This is a genomic window from Sphingomonas paludis (assembly GCF_053502515.1).
Map to the genome: position 1 here is coordinate 402448 of NZ_CP187558.1, position 22946 is coordinate 425393.

The 22946-nt window shown below is 67.1% G+C and carries 21 protein-coding genes; 7 read left to right on the top strand and 14 right to left on the bottom strand.

All coding sequences use genetic code 11. The annotated features are described in order from the left end of the window. Positions 1-55: 55 nt before the first annotated feature. Complete coding sequence (locus ACPVPU_RS01865) at positions 56-946, top strand: peptidylprolyl isomerase (RefSeq protein WP_448659229.1); 891 nt, start codon at positions 56-58, stop codon at positions 944-946. A 4-nt stretch (positions 947-950) separates the two neighbouring features. On the opposite strand, the gene ACPVPU_RS01870 is transcribed toward ACPVPU_RS01865, so the two are convergent. Genes ACPVPU_RS01870 through ACPVPU_RS01885 form a run of 4 tightly spaced genes read right to left on the bottom strand, consistent with a single transcriptional unit; the run spans position 951 to position 4452 of the window. Beyond that, positions 951-1544 (bottom strand): ABC-type transport auxiliary lipoprotein family protein, encoded by a 594-nt coding sequence (locus tag ACPVPU_RS01870; RefSeq protein ID WP_448660577.1) that lies wholly within the window; start codon positions 1542-1544, stop codon positions 951-953. Beyond that, positions 1544-2515: an MlaD family protein gene (locus ACPVPU_RS01875; protein WP_448659230.1), complete on the bottom strand. Its 972-nt coding sequence runs from the start codon at positions 2513-2515 to the stop codon at positions 1544-1546. The genes ACPVPU_RS01870 and ACPVPU_RS01875 overlap by 1 nt, the downstream gene beginning before the upstream one ends. A gap of 8 nt (positions 2516-2523) precedes the next feature. Beyond that, complete coding sequence (locus ACPVPU_RS01880; RefSeq protein WP_448659231.1) at positions 2524-3333, bottom strand: ABC transporter ATP-binding protein; 810 nt, start codon at positions 3331-3333, stop codon at positions 2524-2526. A 3-nt stretch (positions 3334-3336) separates the two neighbouring features. Next, the gene (locus ACPVPU_RS01885) at positions 3337-4452 is read right to left on the bottom strand and encodes an MlaE family lipid ABC transporter permease subunit (protein WP_448659232.1); all 1116 of its coding nucleotides are present in this window, start codon (positions 4450-4452) and stop codon (positions 3337-3339) included. A gap of 11 nt (positions 4453-4463) precedes the next feature. On the opposite strand from ACPVPU_RS01885, the gene ACPVPU_RS01890 reads away from it, so the two are divergent. Then, entirely contained in the window at positions 4464-5195 is a 732-nt protein-coding gene (locus tag ACPVPU_RS01890) for an HAD family hydrolase (protein WP_448659233.1), read from the top strand. Positions 5196-5263: 68 nt separating this feature from the next. Here ACPVPU_RS01890 and ACPVPU_RS01895 read toward each other — a convergent pair whose 3' ends face one another. The 3 genes from ACPVPU_RS01895 to ACPVPU_RS01905 are packed head-to-tail and all read right to left on the bottom strand — an operon-like array spanning position 5264 to position 11058. Continuing rightward, positions 5264-6535, bottom strand: coding sequence for a DUF445 domain-containing protein (locus tag ACPVPU_RS01895; protein WP_448659234.1), 1272 nt, complete (start codon positions 6533-6535; stop codon positions 5264-5266). A 31-nt stretch (positions 6536-6566) separates the two neighbouring features. Beyond that, positions 6567-9797, bottom strand: coding sequence for an efflux RND transporter permease subunit (locus tag ACPVPU_RS01900; protein WP_448659235.1), 3231 nt, complete (start codon positions 9795-9797; stop codon positions 6567-6569). Positions 9798-9843: 46 nt separating this feature from the next. Continuing rightward, complete coding sequence (locus ACPVPU_RS01905; protein WP_448659236.1) at positions 9844-11058, bottom strand: efflux RND transporter periplasmic adaptor subunit; 1215 nt, start codon at positions 11056-11058, stop codon at positions 9844-9846. Between the two features lie 267 nt (positions 11059-11325). Between ACPVPU_RS01905 and ACPVPU_RS01910 the strand changes: the two genes are divergently transcribed. Then, positions 11326-12039, top strand: a complete 714-nt coding sequence (locus ACPVPU_RS01910) for an SIMPL domain-containing protein (RefSeq protein ID WP_448659237.1) — start codon at positions 11326-11328, stop codon at positions 12037-12039. 67 nt (positions 12040-12106) lie between these two features. Here the strand turns inward: ACPVPU_RS01910 and ACPVPU_RS01915 are convergent, their stop codons facing one another. The 3 genes from ACPVPU_RS01915 to ACPVPU_RS01925 all read right to left on the bottom strand — a co-directional run bounded on the left by ACPVPU_RS01915 (position 12107) and on the right by ACPVPU_RS01925 (position 13210). Beyond that, a complete protein-coding gene (locus tag ACPVPU_RS01915; protein WP_448659238.1) occupies positions 12107-12370 on the bottom strand; it encodes a GlsB/YeaQ/YmgE family stress response membrane protein in 264 nt (87 codons plus the stop codon). Between the two features lie 159 nt (positions 12371-12529). Beyond that, the gene (gene sciP / locus ACPVPU_RS01920) at positions 12530-12829 is read right to left on the bottom strand and encodes a CtrA inhibitor SciP (RefSeq protein ID WP_448659239.1); all 300 of its coding nucleotides are present in this window, start codon (positions 12827-12829) and stop codon (positions 12530-12532) included. A 51-nt stretch (positions 12830-12880) separates the two neighbouring features. After that, on the bottom strand, positions 12881-13210 hold the full coding sequence (locus tag ACPVPU_RS01925; protein ID WP_448659240.1) for a hypothetical protein: 330 nt from the start codon (positions 13208-13210) through the stop codon (positions 12881-12883). 93 nt (positions 13211-13303) lie between these two features. On the opposite strand from ACPVPU_RS01925, the gene mnmA reads away from it, so the two are divergent. Continuing rightward, positions 13304-14413: a tRNA 2-thiouridine(34) synthase MnmA gene (gene mnmA / locus ACPVPU_RS01930; protein WP_448659241.1), complete on the top strand. Its 1110-nt coding sequence runs from the start codon at positions 13304-13306 to the stop codon at positions 14411-14413. A 4-nt stretch (positions 14414-14417) separates the two neighbouring features. Here the strand turns inward: mnmA and ACPVPU_RS01935 are convergent, their stop codons facing one another. The 4 genes from ACPVPU_RS01935 to ACPVPU_RS01950 all read right to left on the bottom strand — a co-directional run bounded on the left by ACPVPU_RS01935 (position 14418) and on the right by ACPVPU_RS01950 (position 18803). Beyond that, complete coding sequence (locus ACPVPU_RS01935; RefSeq protein ID WP_448659242.1) at positions 14418-15791, bottom strand: glutamate--cysteine ligase; 1374 nt, start codon at positions 15789-15791, stop codon at positions 14418-14420. A 565-nt stretch (positions 15792-16356) separates the two neighbouring features. Beyond that, the gene (locus ACPVPU_RS01940) at positions 16357-16668 is read right to left on the bottom strand and encodes a GIY-YIG nuclease family protein (protein ID WP_448659243.1); all 312 of its coding nucleotides are present in this window, start codon (positions 16666-16668) and stop codon (positions 16357-16359) included. 126 nt (positions 16669-16794) lie between these two features. Next, a complete protein-coding gene (locus ACPVPU_RS01945; protein ID WP_448659244.1) occupies positions 16795-17538 on the bottom strand; it encodes a 16S rRNA (uracil(1498)-N(3))-methyltransferase in 744 nt (247 codons plus the stop codon). Between the two features lie 182 nt (positions 17539-17720). Next, complete coding sequence (locus tag ACPVPU_RS01950) at positions 17721-18803, bottom strand: oxidoreductase (protein ID WP_448659245.1); 1083 nt, start codon at positions 18801-18803, stop codon at positions 17721-17723. Positions 18804-18982: 179 nt separating this feature from the next. On the opposite strand from ACPVPU_RS01950, the gene ACPVPU_RS01955 reads away from it, so the two are divergent. Genes ACPVPU_RS01955 through ACPVPU_RS01965 form a run of 3 tightly spaced genes read left to right on the top strand, consistent with a single transcriptional unit; the run spans position 18983 to position 22945 of the window. Next, positions 18983-19639 (top strand): HPP family protein, encoded by a 657-nt coding sequence (locus ACPVPU_RS01955; RefSeq protein ID WP_448659246.1) that lies wholly within the window; start codon positions 18983-18985, stop codon positions 19637-19639. A 58-nt stretch (positions 19640-19697) separates the two neighbouring features. Continuing rightward, positions 19698-20687, top strand: a complete 990-nt coding sequence (gene hemB / locus ACPVPU_RS01960) for a porphobilinogen synthase (protein ID WP_448659247.1) — start codon at positions 19698-19700, stop codon at positions 20685-20687. Further along, positions 20684-22945: a fused MFS/spermidine synthase gene (locus ACPVPU_RS01965; RefSeq protein WP_448659248.1), complete on the top strand. Its 2262-nt coding sequence runs from the start codon at positions 20684-20686 to the stop codon at positions 22943-22945. Before hemB ends, ACPVPU_RS01965 begins: the two co-directional genes overlap by 4 nt. Position 22946 lies beyond the last annotated feature (1 nt).

Below are 22946 nucleotides of genomic sequence, written 5' to 3' on the forward strand. Positions count from 1 at the left end.
GTGGGCGCGCGCTGCAAGCATTGTCAGCCGGGTTGGGCCATGCGATCCATTGGCCATGCTGAGCCTGTTGTCCGCCATCGCCCTGTATGCCCAGTCGACGCCCGCCGGGCCGCCGCCCGCGCCGTTGCCGTCCGATCCGATCGAGGCGGACTGGCAGGCCATTCCCGCCGACGAGCTGCTGGTCATCGATCTGGCGGGCGGGCGGCGCGTGGTCATCCGGCTTGCCCCCGACCGGGCACCCGTTCACGTCGCCAATATCCGCCTGCTCGCCCGGGCGCATTGGTGGGACGGCACCAGCGTCTATCGCGTGCAGGACAATTATGTCGCGCAGTGGGGCGATGCGACCGAGCAGAAGCCGTTGCCGGCGGGCATCGTCGCCAATCCGCCGGCCGAATATGAATTTGCAGCGCGCGGGCCGGTCGCGCGGCTGACCCTGCCCGATCCTTATGCCCGCCGGACGGGGGTGACCGCCGATGGCTGGCCGCAGGCCAGCGGCCCGTACCGGTCCGACCAGGCGACGGACATGGCGTGGATGCCGCATTGCTATGCCATGGTCGGGGTTGCCAGGGGCCTGGCGCCCAGCACGGGCACCGGGGCCGAACTGTACACAGTGATCGGCCATGCCCCGAGGCATCTGGATCGCAACATCGCGCTGGTCGGCCGGGTGATCGCGGGCATCGAGCATCTGTCCAGCCTGCCCCGAGGCACGGGCAATCTTGGCTTTTATACCGATCCTGCCGAACGCCTGCCCATCGAACGGGTGCGGCTGGCCAGCGATATCGCGGCGGAGGATCGGCCGACCTATGCCTATCGCAGTGCCGACAACCCGCGATTCGACGCCCATCTGAGAACCAGGGAAAATCGCGAGCCGCCGTTTTTCACCGTGCCCGCCGGCGGGGCGGACATCTGCAACGTGCCGTTGGCCGTCCGACCGTCGAAACGTTGAGCCCTCAGCGGCCCGCCGCCCAGCGGGCCACGTCGACCGCCACCTGATTGGCCGCCTGATTGAGCGCAGCGCCGACGCCCGCCGCCTCGATCGCAGCCACGGGCACGCGGGTTTCGAAGCGGCGCTTTTCGATCGATTCCGCGCCCTTTCGCACCAGGGCCGCGTCATAGGTGACGATCGCTTCGTTCGTGCGAGCATCCACGCCGAACTGGCGCAGCTCACCCGACAGCGATGCGCCGGGATCGACCAGAATCTGACGGGCAGTCAGCACGGTGAACCCGCCCTCCGCCGCCAGGGTATCGGACAACAACCGCTGGAACAGATAGGCCGGCGGTTCGACCCATTGCGCGTCCTTGACATAGGCAAGCGTGGTGGCGTCCGAGCGCACCGGCACCCGGTTGACGGCAATTTCCTGGGGCACGGACGGCGGGGCGACCGTGATCGTGGGGACCGCGCCCGAATTGACGGACTGACCGGCAGCCATTCGCGCCGTCGGCTCCAGTGTCATCAGCGACGTCGGCGCCTTGCCACCCAGGCTGACACAGGCGGCGAGGGGCAGGGCAAGCGCCGGAATGAGGACGTAGCGGATCACGGGCATCATTCCTTTTCGGGTTCGTAATCGGGCAGGCGACGACGTCCGATGATCGAGGCCGCACCCTGACGATCGACCTTTTGCAGGATCGAATTGATGCTGGTCGTCGCTTCACGCAGTTCCCCGACCAGCTGGTTGACCTCTGGCAGGGTTTCGCGGGTCAGCGTCTGGACGCCGGGACGCGCGTCGCCGATCGTCTCCTCCAGCGCGGCCATGCTGCGCTGGGCAGAGGCAATGGTGGCATTGAGGTTCTTAAGCGCGGGCCGCACATCCTCGCTGACCAGCTGGTTCGAGGTTCCGGCAAGTTCGGTCAGCTGATTGGCCGCCTGGGTCGCGGCACGGATCGCCGCCTGAGTCTCGGTCAATGTCTGGGCGATCGCCGGGGCCTGATCGGCATAGGCGCCGGTCAGCCGTTCGGTGTTTTCCAGGATCGCGCCGATTCGCGCCTGATTCTTGTCGGACAGCAGCTCGTTCGCGCGTTCCAGCACCGCCGTCACCCGTTCGAGGATGGCCGGGGCCGAATTGAGAAGCGCCCCCAGCCCGCCGCGCTTGGTGGGGATGACAGGCACCCCCAGCGGACAGACGCTTTCCGGGCGCGCCTCGGGACAGACCAGCGCCGGTGCACCCTTGGTCGCGCCCTGCAGCTGCACCTGGCTGACCCCGGTGAAGCCGATCCCCTCGATCGCGGCGGTCGTGCCGACCAGGATCGGCACATCCTCGTTCACGGACACGCGGACCCGCACGACCGACGGGTCGGGCTTGTACAGGTTGATCGATACGACCTGTCCCGCGGGAACGCCGGAGAAGACCACCGGCGACCCCTTGGCAATCCCGTCGACGGCCTGGCGGAAGAAGATGTCATATTCCCGCGCGGTATTGGTGTTCAGCCGTGCCAGCCAAACCGCGAACAGCGCGGTGACCAGCAACAGGATCAGGACGACAGCGCCTACCAGCACATGATTGGATCGCGTTTCCATTCAGCCCCTCATGCCCCCAAGGGCGTCGTCGCGCCAGCCCGTTCGGCCGATGCCACCGCAGCCCGCCCGCGCGGTCCGTTGAAATAGGTCTGGATCCACGGATGGTCCGTGGCCAGCAATTCGTCGATCGTGCCCACCGCAATCACCCGCTTGTCGGCCAGCACGGCCACCCGATCGCAAATAGCATAGAGCGTATCCAGATCATGCGTGATCAGGAAAACGGTCAGGCCCAGGGTTCGTTGCAGCGACAGCGTCAGTTCGTCGAACGCCGCGGCACCGATGGGGTCCAGCCCCGCCGTCGGTTCGTCGAGGAACAGCAGTTCGGGATCCAGCGCCAGCGCCCGCGCCAGCCCGGCCCGTTTCTTCATGCCGCCCGACAGTTCGGAGGGATATTTCGGCCCGGCATCGGCGGGCAGGCCGGTCATCACCACCTTGTACCCGGCGATCTCGTTCAGCAGTTGCTGGGAAAGGCCGGAATAGAATTCGCGCAGCGGTACCTGAACGTTTTCGGCAACAGTCAGCGTGGAGAACAGCGCACCGCCCTGAAACAACACGCCCCAGCGCTTGCGCACTTCGACCGCTTCGGTTGCCTCGCGGCCGATCGTGTCTTCGCCGAATACCTGGATGCTGCCTTCGACCGGTGTCTGCAGTCCGATGATCGACCGCATCAGAACGGATTTCCCGGTACCCGATCCGCCGACCACGCCGATGATCTCGCCCCGGCGAACGTCCAGGTCCAGCCCGTCATGCACCACCTGGTCGCCAAAGACGTTCTTCAGCCCCCGCACGCAGATGATGGGTTTCTGCTCGTCGGCCATGCCCTAGTTCCACCCGATATAGGTGAAGAACACCGCGAAGAACGCATCGAGCACGATGACGAGGAAGATCGCCTGAACCACCGCCGCCGTGGTCCGCTTGCCCACCTGTTCCGCATCGCTTTCCACCAGCATCCCCTGGAAACAGCCGGCGATGGCGATGATTGCGCCGAAGACGGGCGCCTTGACCAGGCCGACATACAGGTCCGTGATCGGAACGACCTCGCGGATGCGCTGGATGAAGGTGATTGGCGGGATGTCCAGCGTGATCCAGCACAGCAGCCCGCCGCCGATGATCGCGATCAGCGAGGCGTACATGCCCAGAAGCGGCATCATCAGCACCGCCGCGAGCACGCGCGGCAGCACCAGCGCCTCCATCGGCGACACGCCGATGGTCCGCATCGCGTCGATCTCCTCGGTCAGCTTCATCGTGCCGATCTGCGCGGCAAAGGCGCTGCCCGAGCGGCCAGCCACCATGATCGCCGTCATCAGCACGCCGAGTTCGCGCAGGGTGATGCGCCCGACCAGGTTGATCGTGAACACCTCTGCCCCGAACTGGCGAAGCTGCACCGCGCCCTGTTGCGCGATGACGATGCCGATCAGGAAGCTCATGAGGCCGATGATGCCGAGCGCGGATACCCCCACCACTTCGAACCGCTGAACGGTCGCATGGAAGCGGAACCGGTTCGGCGGGCGCACGATGCTGACCATCACCGCGCCAAAGGCAAGGACGGTGGCACCCAGAAAGCCCAGCAGCCCGGCCATCGTCCGAGCGGCCTGCACCACCGCAGCGCCGATTTCGTCGAGAATCCTGAGGCCCGCCGGCAAGCTGGGATTCTTCATCATCACCGGCTGGTCGGCTTCGGCCACCTGATCGAACAGCTGGCGCTGGTCGCCGCCCAGCCCGTCGATGCGGGCGCCCCGCGCCGTCGCGGTGCGATGCACCACCCAGGCGCCGATGGTATCGATGCGATCGACCCCGGACAGGTCGATCACCTGCACCGTGCCCGTCACCGCCGCCATCCGGTCCGGCAGATCGCCGATGCCGGCGAGCACCCAGTCCCCGGTCAGCGACAATTGCTGCGCCTGTGCATCATATCGGAAATCAGCCGGCGCGCTCATGATGGCATCCCATGCGGCATTTGCGCTGGCGCGGCAAGACGATAGCCTTCATGTACCGGCCCATGCCCGATGCACCGCGCCTTTCCATCTGGGACATGGACAAGACGATCACCAGGCGGCCGACCTGGACCCCGTTCCTGATCCATGTCGCGCTGCGCCGCAGCCCGTGGCGGCTGATCCTGCTGCCGGTGGCGGGGATCGCCGGGCTGGGATACCGGATGGGCCTGATGTCGCGGACCCGGTTGAAGGAACTGGCCCAGCGATGGGTGATCGGCCCGCGCCTGACCGCCGCCGAGGCCAATGCGCTGGCCGACAGCTATGCTGCCGACATCGTCCGGCGCGGCCTGTTCGCCAAGGCGCATGAGCGGGTGCTTGCCGACCGCGCCGACGGATACCGAACCGTCATGGCGACCGCCAGTTTCGGCTTTTATGCCGCAGCCATTGCACGGGCGCTGGATTTCGACGGGGTCATCGCCACCCCGTCGGCGCGCGACGAGCGGGACCATATCCTGCCGCGCGTCGATGGCGAGAATTGCTACGGACCGGCCAAACGCCGGATGGTCGAGGCGTGGCTGGCGGAACAGGGAATCGACCGGCCGGGTGCGTCGATCCGTTTCTATTCCGATCATGTCAGCGACGCGCCGATGCTGGAACTGGCGGACGAGGCCTTTGCCGTGAACCCGCACCCGCCGCTTCGCCGGCTGGCGAAACGGCGCGGCTGGACGATCATCGACTGGCATTGAGGGCATCCCTGCCCGCCAAGCCGTCAGCCCAGTGCGATCATTCGCCATCCCGGCGTTTCCGCTAATCGTCACAGCCATGTGTCGACCAGGTCAATGGCCAGGCCGACCAGGCCGCCGACCAGGGTTCCGTTGATGCGAATGAACTGGAGATCGCGGCCGACCGCATTTTCCAGCCGGTTGGTGATGGTGTCGGCATCCCAGCCCCGGATCGTGTCGGATACCAGCCGGACGATCGCATCGCCATAATCGCTGGCTGCGCCCACCGCCGCGCGGCGGATGAAGCGATTGATGGTGCGCGCCAGTTCGGGGTTCGACTGAAGCGTCTCGCCCAATTGACGAAGCGCGCCGCCCAGCTGGCCCGCCATCATCGCATCGGGATTACCGGCCATGTCGATCATCCGGGCACGAAGGATGTCCCAGACGCTTTGCCACCAGTCGGCCAGCGCGGGATTGTCCAGCAGCTCGGCCTTGAACGCCTGCACCTTTGCCTGGGTTTCGGGATCGTGCTTCAGGTCGATGGCCAGCCGGGCCAGCCCCTCCTCCGCCTTGTGCCGCAGGGGATGCGACGGATCGTCCGCCATGTCGTTGACCAGCCCGGTCAGGCCATCGATGATCTTGTTGGCCAGCGTTTCGTCCAGCCCCGTCCAGCGCAGAATCGACCCCGCCCGCTCGTGAACCATCTGACGGATCAGGTGCTCGTTCGCTTCCAGCACCTTGGCCGTCCAGCGGATCATGCCGTTCAACAGGGGCACGTGGCGATCGTCCTCGATCGCGGTGTGGAGCGCCTGGCCCAAAAGCGGCGCAATTTCCATCCGCCGCAGCTGCTGGGACAAGGCGGATCGGACGACACCGCCCAGCCGTTCCTGATCCAGCGATTGCAACAGATCGACCGCGAGGCGCGACGCGCCGTAGCGCAGCCGCCCCGCCGTTGCGGCGCCGGGCGGCTGGGTCAGCCAACGCCCGGCCGCACCGGCCATGTCGATGCTGCGCATTCGGCGCGCGACGACGCCGGGAATCAGGAAGTTTTCCTTGAGAAACCGGGCAAGGGTATCGGCGATCCGGTCCTTGTTGCGCGGAATGATCGCCGTGTGCGGGATGGGCAGCGCCAGCGGATGACGGAACAGCGCGGTAACCGCGAACCAGTCCGCCAGCCCGCCGACCATCGCGGCTTCGGCAAAGGCACGCACATAGCCCCAGGCCGGATGCCCGCCCTCCGCCGTCCGGGCGAACAGGAACAGCATGGCCATGGCCAGCAACAGGCCCGTCGCCACCCACCGCATCCGCCGCAGCGCAGCCGGTGGCGGTTCCAGTCGGACCGGGCGGCGGGGAAACAGTTTCATGCCCGCATCAATGCCCCATCCGGCGGATGGTTCACTCCGCGGGCTGAACCGGGCCGTCCCCGTCCTGGTAACCGATCCGGCCGCCGGGCTGATGATCGATGGCCGGCGTGACCGGGCGACCGTCATCGCCGGGGCGATAGGTGAGCAGGCGGCGGGACAGACGCGGGCCGACCCAGCGTTCGAAACCGAGCGCCAGGCTGAACGTCGCTGGCACGATCACCAGCGTCAGCACGGTCGACAGGGTCAGGCCGCCGATGACCGTGATGCCCATCGGCGCGCGCCACGATCCGTCGCCGTTCAGCGACAGGGCGGTCGGCACCATGCCCGCGACCATGGCGACGGTGGTCATCACGATCGGCTGTGCCCGCTTGTGCCCGGCGTCCATGATCGCGCTGAACTTGTCGACGCCCTTTTCCATTTCCTCGAGCGCGAAATCGATCAGCAGGATCGAGTTCTTGGCAACGATGCCCAGGAGCATCAGCATCCCGATCAACACCGGCATGGAAATCGGATTGCCGGTGATGACCAGCCCGATCAGCCCGCCGAGCGGCGCCAGCAGCAGCGAACCCAGATTGACCATCGGGGCCATGATCCGGCGGTACAGGAGCATCAGCACCGCAAAGACCAGGAAGATGCCGGACACCAGGGCGACGATGAAATTGTTGAGCATTTCACCCTGCCATTTGGCCTGGCCGACCTCCAGCTTGCCGACGCCGATGGGCAGATCGCGCATGGCGGGCAGCTGATCGATCTTGGCCATGGCGGCACCCATGACAAAGGGTTTGCCGGTCTTGGGATCGGTGCCGAGATCAGCGCCGATCACCAGGCGGCGCTTCTGGTTCAGCCGGTCGATGCGGGTCGGCCCCGCACCGAAGCGGATGTCGGCGACGACGCCCAGCGGCACCGACCCGCCGGTCTGCGTCGGCACGGGCAGGTTGCGCAGCGTTTCCAGTTCCGCCCGTGCGCTTTCGGCCAGGACGACGCGGATCGGGATTTGCCGGTCGGCCAGCGAGAAGCGAGCGCTGTTCTGGTCGATGTCGCCAAGCGTCGCAATGCGGATGGCATTGGACAGTGCGGCCGTGGTGACGCCCAGATCGGCGGCCAGCGCCGTGCGCGGTTCGATCAGGATTTCCGGCCGCTGCAGGTCGCCGGTGATGCGCGGCGAGGCCACTTCGGGCAGCTTTTCCATCTGTTCGACGATGGTCAGCGCGGTCTTGTACAGCAGTTGCGGGTCTTCGCCGCCCAGGACGATGGACACCGCCCGGCCGCTGCCACCCCAGCCGCCCTGTGCACGGACGTTGACGCGCGCATCGGGGATGCTGGTCAACAGGGGCGCGATCTGTTGTTCGAACACCGTGCTGGTGATGATGCGCTTGCCGGCCGTCGCGCTTTCGTCACCCAGCACGCTGGCCTTGAAGCTTTCCCACGCGGTCGGCCGGTCCTTCAGAATGGCGACGACGCGGCCATTGCCGACAAAGGTGCGAGAATAGACGCTGGCCACCGCATCGTCGCGCTTGGCGATCACGGACACCACGCGGTCGATCACTGCCTTGGTCTGCGACAGGCTGGTGCCGGGAACCATCTCGACGTTGATCGAGATGTCGTCCTGATCCTGATTGGGCTGGAAGGTGAACTGGAGCGGGCCGCCTGCCGCGAGATAGACGGTCAGGACGAAGGCGACGGCGCCGCCGACGATTGCGGACCAGCGGTGCCGCAGGGTCCAGCCAAGCACGCGCATGTACAGGTCGACCAGCGGCCCTTCGCCGTGCACATGATGCCCCTTGGCCTTCAGGAAATAGGCAGCGATCATCGGCGTCAGCATGCGCGCGACGACCAGGCTCATCAGCACCGACGCAACGACGGTCAAGCCGAAATTCTTGAAGAACTGCCCGGAAATGCCCGGCATCAGGCCGACGGGCAGGAACACCGCGACGATCGACATGGTCGTGGCCAGCACCGCGACGCCGATCTCGTCCGCCGCGTCGATCGACGCCTGATAGGCCGACTTGCCCATGCGCATGTGCCGGACGATATTCTCGATCTCTACGATCGCATCGTCGACCAGCACGCCCGCCACCAGGCTGAGCGCCAGCAGGGTCATGTTGTTGAGCGTGAAGCCCAGCAGGTCCATGAACCAGAAGCTGGGGATGGCCGACAGCGGGATGGCAAGTGCCGAGATGATCGTCGCCCGCCAGTCGCGCAGGAACAGGAACACGACGACCACGGCCAGCACCGCGCCCTCGATCATCGCGGTCATTGCCGATTCATACTGCGATTCGGTGTATTTCACCGAATTGAACAGCACGTTGAACGATACCTCGGGATTGCGCTCGGTCAGCGCCTTCAGCTTCTTTTCGGCCTCGTGGAACACGGTCACGTCGGACGCGCCCTTGGCCCGCTTGATGTTGAAGGACAGCACCTGGCGACCGTTATATTCGGCCAGGCTGCGCTGTTCGGCATAGAGATCCTGCACCTTGGCGACATCGCCCAGCCGCACGGTCCGGCCACCGCCGATGGCGATCATGGTGTTCGCCAGACCGACGGCATCGGCCGCATTGCCGAGCACGCGGACCGATTGTTCGCTGCCCGAAATCTCTGTCCGGCCACCGGCGGCGTTCAGATTGACCTGACGCAGCTGCTGGTTGATCTGGCTGGCGGTCAGGCCGAGCGACTGGATCTTGGGAAGGTCCAGGATCACCCGGATTTCGCGGTTGACCCCGCCGATCCGCTCCACGCCCGACAGGCCGTCGATGCTGAGCAGTTCGTTGGCGACGGTGTTGTCGACATACCAGGACAGCTGTTCCAGCGTCATGTCGGTGCCGGTCGCGGTAAAGGTCGCGATTTCCTGATCCGTCGTATTTGCGCGACCGACCACGGGCTCGAGGATGCCGTCGGGCAGGTCGCCCCGGATCTGCGCCACGGCATCGCGCACGTCGCTGACCGCGCGGTCGATCGGCGTGCCGATGTCGAGCTGGATGACGGTCGCGCTGTTGCCCTCCGTCACGTTGGATTCAAGCTGGTCGATGCCCTGAAGGTTGCGGACGGCGGCTTCGACCCGCTGGGTGATCTGCGTTTCCAGTTCGCTGGGCGCGGCACCCGGCTGGCTGATCGATACCCAGACCACGGGAAAGTCGATATCCGGCTGGTTGTTCACGTCCATCCGCATGAACGCCATGATCCCGGCGATGGTCAGCGCCAGGAACAGGACGATCGGCGGCATCGGATTGCGGATCGACCAGGCCGAAATGTTGCGAAAGCTCATGCCAATTTCCCGTAATCCAACTGTTCAACCGATCGACCCGGTGCCGCTATTTGGCCGCCGCCGCCTGCGGATTGACCTTTTGCCCCGGATTGAGGAACGCGCCTGCACTTACCACGACCCGTTCCGTGCCGGATAGCCCGTCGGCAATCATCACCCCGTCGTCCGAAACCGCGCCCGTGCGCACATCGCGGCGCACGACGGTATTCTGGGCATCGACGACATAGACGTAGTTGCCACGCGAATCGCTGAGCACGGCCGATTGCGGCAGGCGCGGCGCGACATTGGCCCCCGATTGCACGCGGGCCGTCGCAAAGCCGCCCGGCCGCAGCGCGCGGTCATAGGCGAGCGCGACCCGGGCAATGCCCTGGCGCGTCTGCGGATCGACGACGGGGGAGACCTGCCACACCTCCCCCCGGAAACTGCGTTCGCCGCCGACCGGCGTCACTTCCGCAGACGATCCGACCGTGATGCGCGCCAGATCGGACTCGGCCAGGCGGACCTGCATTTCCATCTGGCCACCCTGAGCCATGCGGAACAGCACGCCGCTGCCGCCGGAGACGATCTGCCCCGGCTCGACACTGCGCGACAGGACCAGACCTGCGGCGGGTGCGCGGATATCCAGCCGGCCGTTGCGGGCGCGCGCCTCTGCGAGTTGCGCTTCGGCCACGCGCACCCGCGCGACCGCAGAATCGCGCGTGGCGGTGCGGCGGTCGATATCGGCCTTGGAAATGAAACCGCGATCCACCAATTGCAGCGCCCGGTCCAGTTCGGCCTGGGCCAATTGAGCATCGGCGCGGGCTACCCGCACCTGCGCCGCCAGCGATTCGGCCGTCTGCGCCTGAACCGAGCGGTCGACGCTGGCCAGCACCTGACCGGCGGCGACCCATTCGCCCGCGTCGACCAGCACGCGCGTCACCAGCCCGCCCTCGCCCGCGACGCCCACCGGCATCTCACGCCGTGCGGCGATCGATCCGGTGCCGGTCACGACGGAGGCAACGGTCTGGGTGCCGGGAACCACGACGCTGATCGTCGGGATCGAACCGGAACCCGCCGCCCCGCGATCGGCGCCCTCCTTTGCCGCCGGCGCCTTGTCGGCCCCGTCCGGCGTGCCCCCGCTCATCGCCAGGACCGCAACCACGACTGCGACGATCGCTGCGATCACGCCCATGATGATCCAGCGGCGCCGCCGGCTGCGCGGCGCATCGTCGCCGATCAGATAGGGTGCCGCATCGTCCGCCGTCGTGCGTGTGTCGAAATTCATCCCGTACTTCCCTGCTTGGCCCCCCAGCAGGCCAGTCCGTCCAGCGCTGTATTATATGAACATATCACCTGGCTCAAGCAGGCATTTCTTGGCCAAATCCAGCAGGAAAGGCCATATCCTGCACTGCGACATGCGCAAAGGACAATGTGCGGCTTTACCCAAATCGCGCATACAGCAGTGCGCGACGTTCATCGCCGGTTGTGCATCCCGGCCCTAGATCGCCAGCCAGCGGTGCCGGACATTTTCGGACCGTTCAGGAGGATATCAATGAACCGTTCCGTTCCGATCGCGCTCGGCCTGGCCATGGCGGGACTGCCCGCCGCCGCCGGAGCCCAGCAGGCCGCCCCGCTGGTGATGACCGACGGTGCGCTTCTGGACATCGTGGCCGAGGGTCAGGTGACCCGGACGCCCGATATCGCGGTGATCCGCGCGGGTGTGGTGACACAGGACGCCAATGCCGCTGCCGCGCTGAAGGCCAATGCAGAGCGAATGGCTTCGGTGATGGCGGCGATCAAGCGGCTGGGGATTGCCGAACGCGACGTGCAGACCGCGCAGATCAATTTGCAGCCGCAATATCGATATGCAGAGGGTCAGCCCCCGGTCATCACCGGGTATCAGGCGACCAACACGCTGACGCTGCGACTGCGCGACGTGGCCCGCGCTGGAGCCGCGCTGGATGCGCTGGCTACTCAGGGGGTCAATTCGATCGACGGACCGACCCTGACCATCGATGCGATGGATTCGGCGATGGACGAGGCGCGCGTCGACGCGATTCGCCGTGCCCGTGCCCGTGCCGAACTCTATGCGCGTGCCGCCGGGTTGTCGGTCGACCGGATCGTGTCGATCAGCGAGGGCGGAGCCGGCATGCCCGGACCGGTCCCCGTGCTGATGGCCCGGATGGAAGCGGACAGCGCCACTAAGATCGCACCGGGCGAACAGGCGGTCGGTGTGACCGTGAATGTGCGATTCGTATTGAAATAACGGAAAAGGGCGGCGGTGCCCATCGCACCGCCGCCCCGAACCGCGTATCACGCTGACGTATCGCGGGTTACCGGACCCGGCCGCGACGCGCCAGGTTGATCAGCGCCAGCAGGATGCAGGCACCGATGAACGACCAGAGCAGGCCCACGGCGCTGAACGTCGTCAGAGTCGCGCCCGAACCGAACAGACCTCCGACGATGTTGCCGATGAACGATCCGATGATGCCGACGACGATGTTGAGCAGGATGCCCTGCTGCGCATCCGTGCGCATGACGATGCTCGCCAGCCAGCCAATGACGCCGCCGACGATGATGGCGATAATGATACCCATTTCCCGTCCCTCCTGAACAGTCTGACCCGCCATCGCGGCTGGTCTTCGGGGACTAGGACGCCTTTGCGCGGGCTTTGTTCCGCTGATTGATCGAAACGGAAACGGCCCGCCCCCGGGATGCGCCGGGGACGGGCCGTGCGGAACCGGCGATGACCGGTTTCAGAATTTCTGCTGGCGTTCGTACAGCGACCGATAATGCTGGATGCGGGTGACGCGCAGGCCGGGCATTCCGACCCGGTCGATCGCACGCTGCCACGCGGCGAATTCCTCGACGGTCAGGCTGTAGCGTTCGCACACCTCGTCAACGGTCAACAACCCGCCATTGACGGCGGCGACCACTTCGGCCTTGCGACGCACGACCCAGCGCGTCGTATTGGGCGGCGGCAGGGTATCCAGCGTCAGCGGTTCCCCGAGGGGACCGATGACTTTGGCCGGCCTTATCTTCTGGTTCTCGATCATACACCCTCGATCGGGGGCGGGGGGCCCCCCTCTCAAATACTAGAACGACCTTTAGGCCACGGACTTGAACATGGACTGAAACGGCAGGGTAAATGCGGTATTCACATCTGGGCGCGCCCGCCCCACCCCCGGACCGGCGGGCAGCGGAGCAGCAGCCGCCCGCCGACCCGCGAACCGGCCATCGGCAGGACGCAGCTTGTTGCGGCTGACCGGCGCGGCCAGACGGGCCTGGACCCGCGCGGTCGGGCTGGCCGCCTGACGACTGACGATGCCGACCAGCAGAATGGCGAAATCGGGGACATCGGCCGCATCGAGCCGAGAACGCTGGATCCGCAGCCATTTCGGGTCACCGGACAAAGGGGGCGGATCACGCAGTACCATTTGCCGTGTGTAACCCGGCAGTTCTGAAAGCCGGGTAAAGGCAACCGATCCAGCTTTTGCATCGTCGCGCCACAGCCCCTATCTGCCGCAATCATGTCGCTTGATCTGTTTCAGCTTGCCGGTCCCGCCAGCGCCCGCCGCATCGTCGTCGCCATGTCGGGCGGAGTCGATTCGTCGGTCGTCGCCGCGCTGGCCGCACGGACGGGGGCCGAGGTGATCGGCGTGACGCTGCAGCTATACGATCATGGCGAGGCGGTGGGCCGGGCGGGCAGTTGCTGCGCTGGCCGGGACATCCGCGATGCCCGCGCGGTGTGCGACCGGCTGGCCATCGCGCACTATGTCCTGGATCACGAATCGAGTTTTCGCGAGCAGGTGATCGACGATTTCGCCGAAGAATATCTGGCGGGGCGAACCCCCATCCCTTGCGTCAAATGCAATATGGGGCCGAAGTTCACCGACCTGTTCAAGGTGGCGCGGGACCTGGGCGCGGATTGCCTGGCGACGGGGCATTATGTTCGGCGCGTGATGGGGCCGGGCGGCGCGGAGCTGCACCGCGCGGTCGATCCGGCGCGGGATCAGAGCTATTTCCTGTTCGCCACGACTCAGGACCAGCTCGATTACCTCCGCTTTCCACTGGGCGGGATGGAAAAGCCCGCGGTGCGCGCCCTTGCCGCCGAACTGGGGCTTGGCGTGGCGGGCAAGCCGGACAGCCAGGACATCTGTTTCGTGCCCGACGGCGACTATGCCACGCTGGTTAAAAAGCTGCGGCCCGATGCGGTGCGCGGTGGCGAGATTGTCGACCGGGCGGGCCGGGTGCTGGGCGAACATCGCGGCATCATCCATTTCACCGTCGGCCAGCGGCGTGGGCTGGAGATCGGCGGCAGTCCCGAGCCGCTGTACGTCCTGTCGGTCGATGCGGAGACGGCGCGGGTCGTGGTCGGGCCGCGCAGCGCGCTGGCGGTGGGTGCGGCGCGGATTTCGGGCATCAACTGGCTGGCCGGGGACAATGACGGCCCGGCGATGGTCAAGGTCCGGTCGATGGCAAAGCCCGTGCCGGGGCGGCTGACCGGCGACCGGGTGATCTTCGACGCGCCCGAATATGGCGTGTCGCCCGGCCAGGCGGCGGTCCTGTATCGCGGCGACCGCGTGCTGGGCGGCGGCTGGATCGAGGAGACCGAGCCGGCGGAGGCGGTGGCCGCCTGACCGGTCAGAAGCGATTGTCGCGGTAGAGCGCGCAGACATCCTCGTCCCAGGCGCCCTTGTACCGTTCCAGCAGCTGTTCCGCCGGTACCTTGCCCCGGCGGACGATGTCGCGCAGCGGATCGAGGAACCCAGTCTCGTCGCTGCCGCCCGCGTCGATCCGCGCCCGTGCGGACAGCCCGGCATGGGCGATATCGAGCACCGCGCCCGCAATGTCGCGCAGGGTGCGGCCACCGGGCAACGGCGCGTTCAGGCCCAGTTTGGGCACCGAGTCGCGCAGCGTCTGGCGATCCTCGATGCTCCAGCCCTTGACCAGATCCCATGCCGCATCGAGCGCGCCCTGATCGTATAGCAGGCCGACCCAGAGCGCGGGCAGCGCGCAGATGCGGCCCCATGGCCCGCCGTCCGCGCCGCGCATCTCCAGGAAGCTCTTGAGCCGAACTTCGGGAAAGGCGGTCGACAGATGGTCGTTCCAGTCGTCCGTCGTCGGCAATTCGCCCGGCAGGACGGACAATTCGCCGCGCAGGAAATCGCGGAAGCTGAGGCCCGCCGCGTCGATATAGCGACCGTCGCGATAGACGAAGTACATCGGCACATCGAGGGCGTAATCGGCGTACCGCTCGTATCCGAAGCCATCCTGAAACACGAAGGGCAGCATCCCCGTGCGCGCCGGATCGGTATCGGACCAGATATGGCTGCGATAAGACAGGAAGCCGTTGGGCTTGCCCTCGGTGAACGGCGAATTGGCGAACAGCGCGGTCGCCAGCGGTTGCAGCGCCAGCGACACGCGGAACTTCTGCACCATGTCCGCTTCGCTTGCATAATCCAGGTTGGTCTGGATGGTGCAGGTGCGCAGCATCATGTCGAGGCCGAGCGAGCCGACGCGCGGCATATGGCGCAGCATGATCGCATAGCGGCCCTTGGGCATGATCGGCAGCTCGGCTCGGGTCTTGTCCGGCCACATGCCGAGACCCAGGAAGCCGAGACCCAGCCGGTCGCCCACCGCCTTCACCTGTTCAAGGTGGCGGCCGGTCTCCGCACAGGTCTGGTGCAGATTGTCGAGCGGCGCACCGGACAGTTCCAGCTGCCCCGCCGGTTCCAGGCTGACATTGCCGTCGGGTCCGGCAAGCGCGATGATGTTGCCCCCCTCCTCGATCGGGGTCCAGCCGAATTCGGTCAGGCCATTCAGCAGGTCGCGGATGCCGCCGGGTTCGTCATAGGCGGGCGCACGCAGATCGGCGGTGCGATAGACGAACTTCTCGTGCTCGGTGCCGATGCGCCAGCGGTCCTTTGCCTTTTCGCCCTTGGCAAAGGCAGCGATCAACTGGGCGCGGTCGGTAATGACCGGCGCGTTGCTATCCGAAACCGTCTTGGTGCTCATCGCGCCCCCCTAGTGCGGGTTAGATGGGGCCGCCAGCGGGATTTTGCCAAGGGGGTGCGATGCTCGCGAAAGGTGGCGAAGGTGATGCTACGTCGCAGCCGGACATCGACGGTGCGAGGGTGTGCGGCGACGAACGGAGCGGAGGTGCGGGCAGCGCGGCGCATGGGGGGAGCCAAGCAGGCGAAGTCCTACATTGCGAGCGGCTTGTGAGGCCTGTGGGTTTGTCCGCGCCGGTAGCTGCCGAGCCGGTCGAAGCACTGCCCTTCTGTCCACGCGGGGTCCCGTCAGCAAGAAGGACAATGCTTCGACAAGCTCAGCATGAGCGGGATGGGTTGTAGCGGGAGCGAACGGGCAGATCCTCCCCTGCAAGGGGAGGTGGCAGCGCGGCACGCGCTGACGGAGGGGTGAGGCGTTTTCGACAAGGTGACACCCCTCCGGCGCTTCGCACCACCTCCCCCTGCAGGGGAGGATCTTTTGGGCTGTGAGCAGATGCGAGCGGCCTGTCGGTTTCGCTTCCGGAGCTGCCATCTCCTCCTCGTCGCCCCGTGCTTGACACGGGGCTTGGCTACTTTTGCTCAGTCTCGGGTGAGAACCATTGCTCCCAAAGATCATCCCACTCGGGATTTTCGGCTTCGATCAGCGCAAACTTCCATTCGCGCCGCCATTTCTTGACGAGCTTTTCGCGGGCAATGGCGCCTTCGATGGTTTCGTGCTGTTCGAGATACACCAGCCGCGTCTTGGCAAAGTCAGCGACATGGCGCGAACCCGTCCCCTGGCGATGCTGGTAGACGCGGGCGAGTGCGTCCGCAGTCACACCGACATACATCCCGCCGCGATAGCGGTTTGCCATGATGTAGACCCAGCCGCCCCTTTCCATGCGCAACCTATCGCTGCCGGTTTCGCTGAAGAACAGCCAAGCCCCGTGTCGAGCACGGGGCGACGAAGGGGAGAGGTAGCAGCGCACCACCCATCATCGTCATTGACCCCTTCTGCCTTCCCCTTCCTACCAATCCCCCGCCGCCGCCATCCATAGCCCGACCGCGGCCGCCGCTGCCGTCTCCGCACGCAGAATGCGCGGTCCCAGCGTGATGCCGACCGCCGCCGGACAGGCGCGGATCGCTGTGCGTTCCTCGTCGTCGAAGCCGCCCTCCGGGCCGATCAGGATCGCCGCCGGGCCGGGGCGGGACTGCATCGCCGCCAGCGCGGGTTGGCCGCCTGCTTCGTCAGCGAAGAAAAGGTGGCGATCCGTGGGCCAGTCGCGGAGCAGTGCGGGCAGCTTCACTGCCGAGTCCAGCGCGGGGAGTGCGGTGCGGCCGCATTGTTCCGCCGCTTCGATCAAATGCGCGCCCAGCCGCTCGGCGTTCAGCTTGTCGACGACGCAGCGCCGGGTCAGCACCGGCACGATCCGGTCGACGCCCAGCTCGCACGCCTTTTCGAGCGTCCATTCGATCCGCCCCTTCTTGATCGGCGCGGCGCACAGCCACAGGTCGGGCCCCGGTTCGCGCGGGCGGAGCAGCGGGCTGACGGTCAGGGTCACGCGCCGCTTTGCCACGTCGGCGGCGACGGCGAGCCATTCCCCCGTCCGGTTGTCGAACAGCTTGACCGGATCGCCCGGCGCTATCCGCATCACCTGTCCCAGATAATGCGCGGCATTGCCGTCTAGGGTCAGCGACAGTCCCTCGGCCAGCAGCTGATCGACGAACAGGCGCGGGGTGGATTGCGGGGGCCAGGCGGGGGTGGCGATCATGGGTGCGCTGCTTGTGCCTTTAGAAAGGACAGTGCTTCGACAGGCTCAGCACGAACGGGGTTGGTGGCATCGATTCGCCCCTGATGGGGCAGGAACGGGGAGCGCGGCGCGGAGCCGCATCCAGGTCTGGGACTGGATTGTTTCGCTTCGCTCGCAATGACGGGCCGGTTGGGCATGGCCGCTTAATCCTCGCCCCAGGATGCTGCCCAGGCGGTGCGTTCCGCTTCGGTCAGGGGCAGGGGGACGGCGCGGCCCTCGCGTGCGCTGGCCAGCCCCGCCTCGATCACCGCCATCACCGCGAGCGCCTGAACGGGCGGCACGGGATTGGGCGCGGTGCCCCGGATCGCGTCGCGCAGCCCGGCATAGAAGCGCCGCTGGTCGCCATCGGGGACGCGGGCGTGGACCGGCTCGCCCTCTCCGCCGAAATAGACCAGCGGGTCGTCGTCGCGGCCCCATCCCGGTTCGCCGGGCGTCATGCCGCTGCGCAGCTGGCCCTCCTGCGGGTCCATCCCTGCCTTGACGATGCTGCCGCCGGTGCCGTGGACGGTGAAGCGCGCCGCACCCCCGGCAACCAGCATGGAGGCGTGGAGCACGGCGCGGGCCTCGCCATAATCCAGCACCGCATGCGCCCAGTCGTCGGCCTGTCCGCCGTCGCGGGCGACGGCCAGGCTGGCGGATACGGTGTCGGGCAGGCCGAGCAGGCCCAGCGCCTGATCCGCCAGATGCGGGCCGAGATCGTACCAGATGCCGCCGCCCGGCCCGGCGCGTTCCCGCCAGCGATCCACCACCTGTGGCCGGTAACGATCGAAATGCGCCTCGACATGGGTGACCCGTCCGATCAGGCCGTCGCGCACCGCCTGAACCACGCCCAGATAATCGCTGTCCCAGCGGCGATTGTGGAACACGGCGGCGTGTACTCCCGCCTCCTCCGCCGCCGCTATCACGCCGCGCGCCTCGTAGAGCGACAGGGCAAAGGGCTTGTCGATGACGACATGCGCACCGCGCGCGATGGCGGCGCGGGCGAGCGGAGCATGGGTTTCGTTGGGGCTGGCGATGACGATCAGGTCGATGTCGGCGCGGGCGATCAGCGCGTCGGGCGTCGGTTCCACGATCATGCCGGGATGGTCCAGCGCCACCTGTTCGGGCCGCGACGAGGCGATGGCGACGAGTTCGAGGCCGTCGGTCGCGGCGATCAGGGGGGCGTGAAACGTCTTGCCGGCAAAGCCATAGCCGATCAGGCCGACGGATAGCGGAGCGGGGTCCATGCCCCTGTCCTAGCGCGGCGCGCGCGGGCGTCAAAGCGCCGAGGGGCAGGAAGGCCGGCGGTCTTTCTTCTTCGTCGCAAAACCCGATCTTGCCCAGGCAAAAGCAGCCATGGCTGGCCATTGCAGGGCCGCTTGGGCACAGCGGTTGCGCAAACTGCAACTGGGACAGGGGGCATCCGATGATCCGGTGGTTCACGCCCATCCTTGCCGGGGCGGGTCAGCGCGAGCGGTTGATCGCGGGGATCGGCGCGGCGCTGGGCATTGCGCTGACCGCGTTGATCGGCGGTGCGGCTGGCCTGTCGCCAACGCTGTTGCCGATGATCGTTGCGCCGATGGGGGCGAGCGCGGTGCTGATCTATGCCGTGCCGACCAGTCCGTTGACCCAGCCATGGCAGGTGATCGGGGGGAACACGCTGTCGGCGCTGTGGGGGCTGGGCGTGGTCGGCATGGTGCCGCATCCGGCGCTGGCGGCCGGAATTGCGGTGGGCGGCGCGATCATCCTGATGTCCGCCACCCGCAGCCTGCACCCGCCCGGCGGCGCCTCGGCGCTGACCGCCGTGATCGGGGGACAGGCGGTGATGGCGGCAGGGTTGGCCTTTCCCCTGCTGGTGCTGGTCAACAGCGCCTCGATGGTGGCGATCGGGTGGGCGTTCCACCGGCTTGCCACCCGCAACCGCTGGCCCCACCGCCCTGCCCCGCCGCCGCCGCCGCCGACGCTGGGGCGGGCCGATATCGATGCCGCCCTGGCCGAGATGGGCGAGACGTTCGATATCGCGCCTGAAGACCTGGCCGAACTGCTCGACCGGGCAGAGGCGCACGCCCGCGCCAGGCGATAGCGGGCCGGGGCGGTTTTGGGGTTGCCACTGCGGTGCCTGCACCGCACAACCCGCGGCCATGAGCCATTATCCCGCCCTGCGCATGCGCCGCGCCCGATCCGCGCCCTGGAGCCGCCGCCTGCATGCGGAAACGGTGCTGACCCCGGCCGATCTGATCTGGCCGCTGTTCGTGACCGACGGGTCGGGCGTGGAGGAGCCGATCGCATCGCTGCCCGGCGTGTCGCGCTGGTCGGTGGACGGGATCGTGGCGCGTGCGAAGGAAGCGGCGGCGGCGCGGATTCCGTGCGTCGCGCTGTTCCCCAACACGCCGCATGACCTGCGGACGGCGGATGGGCGCGAGGCGCTCAATCCCGACAATCTGATGTGCCGGGCGATCCGGGCGATCAAGGATGCGGTGCCGGACGTGGGCGTGCTGACCGATGTCGCGCTGGACCCCTATACCGCGCATGGCCATGACGGGCTGGTCGACGCGTCCGGCTATGTGCTGAACGATGCGACCGCCGAGATGCTCGTCGGCCAGTCGCTCAACCAGGCGGCGGCGGGGGCGGACGTGATCGCGCCCAGCGACATGATGGACGGGCGCATCGGCCTGATCCGGGCGGCGCTGGAGGAAGGCGGGCATCATAATGTCCAGATCATGAGCTATGCCGCCAAATATGCGTCGGCCTTTTACGGGCCGTTCCGCGATGCGGTGGGTTCGCGTGGGTTACTGAAGGGCGACAAGAAGACATACCAGATGGACCCGGCCAATACGCAAGAAGCGCTGCGCGAAGTGGCGCTCGACCTGGACGAGGGCGCGGACAGCGTAATGGTGAAGCCGGGCCTGCCCTATCTGGACATCGTGACCCGCGTGAAGGAGCGGTTCGAGGTGCCGGTGTTCGCCTATCAGGTGAGCGGCGAATATGCGATGATCGAGGCGGCGGCAGCGGCGGGCGCGGGGGACCGCGACGCATTGGTGCTGGAGACGCTGATGGCGTTCAAGCGCGCGGGCTGTTCGGGTGTGCTGACCTATCACGCGCTCCATGCCGCGCGGCTGCTGAACGCGTGAGCGAAGCGCCGACCGAGATCGCGGCGGCCCCGGCCACCGGGGGCAGCCAGGCGCGGCGATGGCTGTTCGTCGGCACGATCCTGCTGGGCAGTTTCCTGTTGTTCCTGGTCCAGCCGATGATCGCGCGCATGGCGCTGCCCCGGCTGGGCGGTGCGCCGGCGGTGTGGAACAGCGCCATGCTGGTCTATCAGGCGCTGCTGTTGGGCGGATATGGCTATGCCCACTGGCTGGGCCGGTTCGGCGTCCGGCGGCAGGCGGCGATCCATCTGGGCGTGCTGGCGGGCGCGTGCCTGTGGCTGCCCATCGGGCTGGTGGCGATGACGCCGCCTGCGGACGGGGAACCGGCGATCTGGGTGCCGGGCCTGTTGATCGCGTCGATCGGGCCGCTGTTCCTGGCGGTATCCGCACAGGCACCGCTGATGCAGCGCTGGTTTTCCAGCGCCAGCGGCGGGGCGGACCCCTATGCGCTCTATGCCGCGTCGAACATCGGCAGTTTCGGGGGGCTGCTCGCCTATCCTTTGCTGGTCGAGCCGAGCCTGCCGATCACCGGCCAGCGCTGGCTGTGGACGATCGGCTATGTCGCGCTGATCCTGTTTGTGCTGGCGTGCGCGCGGATGCTGCCCCGGGGCACGGTGCCGACGCGCGAAAGCCATGCGCCTGGCACGGCGCCGGGTGCGCGCCGCATCCTGACCTGGCTGGCACTGGCGCTGGTACCGTCGGGACTGATGCTGGCGACGACGACGTTCCTGACGACCGATATCGTGGCCGTGCCGCTGCTGTGGGTCATGCCGCTTGGCCTGTACCTGCTGAGTTTCAGCGTCGCATTTGCCGACCGGCGGGCGGTGGCGGACATCATCGTGCGATGCGCGCCCATCACGCTGATCATGTTCGGCGGCGTCATCATTTCGGGCAATCATGAATATCCGGTGCTGAATGCGGTGATGGCGCTGGGGCTGTTGTTCGTCGTTTCGGTCGCGCTGCACGCCCGCATGTACGAGCTGCGCCCCGAACCCAGCAGGCTGACCGGATTTTACCTGGTGATGGCGCTGGGCGGCGCGATGGGCGGCGTGTTTTCCGGGCTGATCGCACCGGTGGTGTTCGACTGGACCTATGAATATCCCATCCTGATCCTGGCCGCAGGGGCGCTGGTGCCGCAGATTTTCCTGCTCGATCCGATCGAGCGGCTGTGGAGCGGGCCGAAGCGGCGGCAATGGCTGATGACCGGCGCGGTGACGGCGGCGGTGTTCGCCATCGTGATGATCGGGCTCAATCGGCCCGAGCTGTTGCCGGGCAAGAAGCCGGAGGGCGTCGGGTTCCTGGCGCTGGCCGGGCTTTCGCTGTTCGTCATCGGGCGGCGGGTGCCGTTCATGGTGATCCTGGGCGGCGCGCTGTTCCTGTTCGGCGGGTGGAACGCCATCGGCCTGTCCATCGCGGGCGACATCCGCACCCGCAGCTATTTCGGCGTCTATACGATCAACCAGCGCAGCCCCTATGTCCGCGAACTGACCCATGGCACCACGCTGCACGGCGTGCAGTTGCAGGGCAGCGAGGCGCGGCTGCGCTGGCCGACCACCTATTATGTGCCCGGATCGGGCGTGGGCCAGGCGATGATGGCGGCAGAAGCGCTGTACGGCCCCGATGCGCGGATCGGTGTCGTCGGCCTGGGGACGGGGACGCTGGCCTGTTATGCCAAGCCCCGCCAGCAGTGGCGGTTTTTCGAGATCGACCCGACCGTCGTCCAGCTGTCGCGCGATTCGGGCAAGTTCACGTTCCTGAAGCGGTGCGCGCCCCAGGCCCGGATCGTGCTGGGCGATGCGCGGCTGCGGCTGGCCGAGGCGGACGAAGCCAGCCTGGACGTGATCGCGCTGGACGCGTTTTCATCCGACGCCGTGCCCGTCCACCTGCTGACGCAGGAGGCGTTCGCCACCTATCGCCGCGCCATGGCGCCGGACGGCCTGTTGCTGGTGCATATTTCCAACCGCTATCTGGCGATGGCCCCGGTTGTCGCGGCGAATATCCGGGGCAAGGGATGGTATGCCGCCCGGATGCGGTTCGTGCCGCGGGTGGGCGAGGAACAGGCGACCGCATCCGACTGGATCGCGCTGACGCCCAGTGCCGAGACGCTGGCGATGCTGCAATTGTCCGGCCAGGGGTGGGAGGGCCTGAAACCCTATCCGACGTTCAAGCCGTGGACCGACGATCACGCATCGATCCTGCCCGTGCTGAACGCGCTTCACCCCGAACTGGCAGACGAGTGAC

What these genes read in the sequence shown, in the direction of transcription:
- hemB (WP_448659247.1), top strand. Translation starts at nt 19,698, where the DNA reads ATGAGCCATTATCCCGCCCTGCGCATGCGCCGCGCCCGATCCGCGCCC.
- ACPVPU_RS01950 (WP_448659245.1), bottom strand. Translation starts at nt 18,803, where the DNA reads ATGGACCCCGCTCCGCTATCCGTCGGCCTGATCGGCTATGGCTTTGCC.
- ACPVPU_RS01865 (WP_448659229.1), top strand. Translation starts at nt 56, where the DNA reads ATGCTGAGCCTGTTGTCCGCCATCGCCCTGTATGCCCAGTCGACGCCC.
- ACPVPU_RS01905 (WP_448659236.1), bottom strand. Translation starts at nt 11,058, where the DNA reads ATGAATTTCGACACACGCACGACGGCGGACGATGCGGCACCCTATCTG.
- ACPVPU_RS01915 (WP_448659238.1), bottom strand. Translation starts at nt 12,370, where the DNA reads ATGGGTATCATTATCGCCATCATCGTCGGCGGCGTCATTGGCTGGCTG.
- ACPVPU_RS01940 (WP_448659243.1), bottom strand. Translation starts at nt 16,668, where the DNA reads ATGGAAAGGGGCGGCTGGGTCTACATCATGGCAAACCGCTATCGCGGC.
- ACPVPU_RS01895 (WP_448659234.1), bottom strand. Translation starts at nt 6,535, where the DNA reads ATGAAACTGTTTCCCCGCCGCCCGGTCCGACTGGAACCGCCACCGGCT.
- ACPVPU_RS01925 (WP_448659240.1), bottom strand. Translation starts at nt 13,210, where the DNA reads ATGGTACTGCGTGATCCGCCCCCTTTGTCCGGTGACCCGAAATGGCTG.
- sciP (WP_448659239.1), bottom strand. Translation starts at nt 12,829, where the DNA reads ATGATCGAGAACCAGAAGATAAGGCCGGCCAAAGTCATCGGTCCCCTC.
- ACPVPU_RS01900 (WP_448659235.1), bottom strand. Translation starts at nt 9,797, where the DNA reads ATGAGCTTTCGCAACATTTCGGCCTGGTCGATCCGCAATCCGATGCCG.
- ACPVPU_RS01870 (WP_448660577.1), bottom strand. Translation starts at nt 1,544, where the DNA reads ATGCCCGTGATCCGCTACGTCCTCATTCCGGCGCTTGCCCTGCCCCTC.
- ACPVPU_RS01890 (WP_448659233.1), top strand. Translation starts at nt 4,464, where the DNA reads ATGCGGCATTTGCGCTGGCGCGGCAAGACGATAGCCTTCATGTACCGG.
- ACPVPU_RS01910 (WP_448659237.1), top strand. Translation starts at nt 11,326, where the DNA reads ATGAACCGTTCCGTTCCGATCGCGCTCGGCCTGGCCATGGCGGGACTG.
- ACPVPU_RS01935 (WP_448659242.1), bottom strand. Translation starts at nt 15,791, where the DNA reads ATGAGCACCAAGACGGTTTCGGATAGCAACGCGCCGGTCATTACCGAC.
- mnmA (WP_448659241.1), top strand. Translation starts at nt 13,304, where the DNA reads ATGTCGCTTGATCTGTTTCAGCTTGCCGGTCCCGCCAGCGCCCGCCGC.
- ACPVPU_RS01875 (WP_448659230.1), bottom strand. Translation starts at nt 2,515, where the DNA reads ATGGAAACGCGATCCAATCATGTGCTGGTAGGCGCTGTCGTCCTGATC.
- ACPVPU_RS01955 (WP_448659246.1), top strand. Translation starts at nt 18,983, where the DNA reads ATGATCCGGTGGTTCACGCCCATCCTTGCCGGGGCGGGTCAGCGCGAG.
- ACPVPU_RS01945 (WP_448659244.1), bottom strand. Translation starts at nt 17,538, where the DNA reads ATGATCGCCACCCCCGCCTGGCCCCCGCAATCCACCCCGCGCCTGTTC.
- ACPVPU_RS01880 (WP_448659231.1), bottom strand. Translation starts at nt 3,333, where the DNA reads ATGGCCGACGAGCAGAAACCCATCATCTGCGTGCGGGGGCTGAAGAAC.
- ACPVPU_RS01885 (WP_448659232.1), bottom strand. Translation starts at nt 4,452, where the DNA reads ATGAGCGCGCCGGCTGATTTCCGATATGATGCACAGGCGCAGCAATTG.